Source organism: Gordonia sp. NPDC003429, from assembly GCF_053588575.1.
On the sequence record NZ_JBSFQF010000046.1, the window covers coordinates 1 to 2387 of the forward strand.

Genomic DNA, 2387 nt, shown 5'->3' on the forward strand with positions numbered 1-2387 from the left:
CGGGCAGGCGGGCCGGCTGCGTGATCATGTCGACCGCGAGGTCGCTGATCTGCCGATCGTGGGGCACCCGACCCGGCTGCACCTGACGGTGCCGCTGTTAACGACGCCTGAAAACTGACCCCATAGCGACGGGTGAATTTTGACCCCCGTCTGAGCTAGGAGGGTGATTTCAGTGGAACAGTGGGCGGAGATCCGCCGGTTGCATCGCAGTGAGCAGGTGCCGATCAAGGAGATCGTGCGTCGGTTGGGGGTGGCCCGGAACACGGTGCGTGCGGCGTTGGCCGCTGATGAGCCGCCGAAGTATTCGCGGCCGGCTCGTGGGTCGGCGGTGGATGCGTTCGAGCCGCAGATCCGGGCGTTGTTGCGGGAGTATCCGACGATGCCGGCAACGGTGATCGCCGAGCGGATTGGGTGGAGCAGGTCGTTGACGGTCCTCAAAGATCGGGTCCGCCAGATCCGCCCGGAGTACCGCGGAGTCGATCCTGCTGATCGGGTCGTATACGAACCGGGAGTGTGTTCGCAGTGGGATCTGTGGTTCCCCGATTATCGAATCCCGGTGGGCCATAGCCAGTTAGCGATCCTTCCGGTGTTGGTGATGACGTTGGCGTACTCCCGGTATCGGGCGGCGGTGATGATCCCGTCGCGTCAGGGCGGTGACATTCTGGCCGGGATGTGGCTGCTGCTGGCCCAGATCGGGGCAGTCACCCACAAGCTGGTGTGGGACCGCGAATCGGCGATCGGCGGCAAGGGCACACCGACAGCGTTGGCGGCCGGATTCGTGGGCACCTTGGGCACCCGACTCGAACTAGCTCCGCCGCGCGATCCGGAGTACAAGGGCATGGTCGAACGCAACAACCGGTTCTTCGAAACCTCGTTCCTGCCGGGCCGGATCTTCGAGTCACCGGAGGACTTCAACACCCAGTTCCGCTGGTGGCTGGGTGAGCATGCCAACACCCGGATCGTGCGTTCGATCGGTGATCGCCGCCCGGCCGACGTCCTCGAGATGGATGTGGCGGCGATGACCGCTCTGCCACCGGCGGCCCCGCACGTCGGTCTGACCCACCGAGTCCGGTTGGGCCGGGACTACTACGTGCGGGTGGCCGGCAACGACTACTCGGTGCATCCGTCGGTGATCGGCCGGTTCGTCGACATCACTGCCGACCTGAGCGATGTGGTCATCCGATGCGGGGATGTCACCGTGGCCGATCACCACCGCAGTTGGGCCAACCACGTCACGATCGCCGATCCCCAGCATGTGCGGGCCGCCAAAGAACTGCGGCGCAACTACCGCATGCAGGACCTCAACATCGCGGCCGGCAACGCGGCACGGGTGCGGGCTCACCTCGACGGCCACCAGGTGCCGATGAGGGCGCTACCCGACTACGACGACCTCTACGGCGTCAACTTCACCACCACCACAGATTTGGAGTCCCACAATTGAGTACCGCCGATACCTCGACCACTGTGTCGGGCAAGCAGATTCACACACAGATGGAGTTCCTGACCCGCGCGTTGAAGACCCCCACGATCCGGCGGTGTTGGGCGGAGTTGGCCGATCGTGCCCGCGATGAGGGCTGGAGCCACGAACAGTACTTGGCGGCGATCCTGGAACGCCAAGTCTCCGAACGTGAAGCCAACGGCACCACCCTGCGGATCGCCGCCGCGAGGTTCCCGGCGGTCAAAACGGTGGAGGACTTCACCTTCGATCACGTGCCATCTTTGCCGCGCGATGTGATCGCACATCTGGCCACCAGTACCTGGATTGCCAAGGCAGACAACGTGATCCTTCTCGGACCACCCGGAGTCGGGAAAACGCATCTGGCGATCGCATTAGGGATGAAAGCCGCCCACAACTCGTATCCGGTGCTCTTTGACACCGCGACGGGTTGGGCGGCACGGTTAACCGAAGCCCACACCGCGGGACGGTTGGCCGCGGAGATCAAACGGCTGCGCCGCTACCGGCTGCTCATCATCGACGAGATCGGGTATCTGCCGTTCGACTCCGACACCGCGAACCTGTTCTTCCAACTCATCGCCAGCCGCTACGAACAAGGCTCGGTGTTGATCACCTCGAACATGCCATTCGGCCGATGGGGAGAGATCTTCGCCGACGAGATTGTCGCCGCCGCGCTCATCGATCGGCTGGTCCATCACGCCGAGGTCATCACCATCAACGGCGACTCCTACCGCACCAAATCCCGACGAGACCTCGTCACACACGACCAATAGACCAACCACAGGGGGTCAAAATTCAAACGTCGATAAGGGGTCAGATTTCAGCCGCCGTTGACAGCCGCGCTACACGTGCGCCACCAGCGACTGCTCGACGTCGATCTTCCGTGCCGACCTCAGCGCGATCGTGGCCCCGCGAGCGCAGGTCACCTGCC

2 protein-coding genes are annotated in these 2387 nt (G+C 63.8%); both read left to right on the forward strand.

The window, feature by feature from the left end:
* Positions 1 to 163: 163 nt before the first annotated feature.
* Positions 164 to 1441, forward strand: coding sequence for an IS21 family transposase (gene istA / locus ACWDSI_RS20375; RefSeq protein WP_433254511.1), 1278 nt, complete (start codon positions 164 to 166; stop codon positions 1439 to 1441).
* A gap of 23 nt (positions 1442 to 1464) precedes the next feature.
* Entirely contained in the window at positions 1465 to 2229 is a 765-nt protein-coding gene (gene istB / locus ACWDSI_RS20380; protein WP_308221105.1) for an IS21-like element helper ATPase IstB, read from the forward strand.
* Positions 2230 to 2387 lie beyond the last annotated feature (158 nt).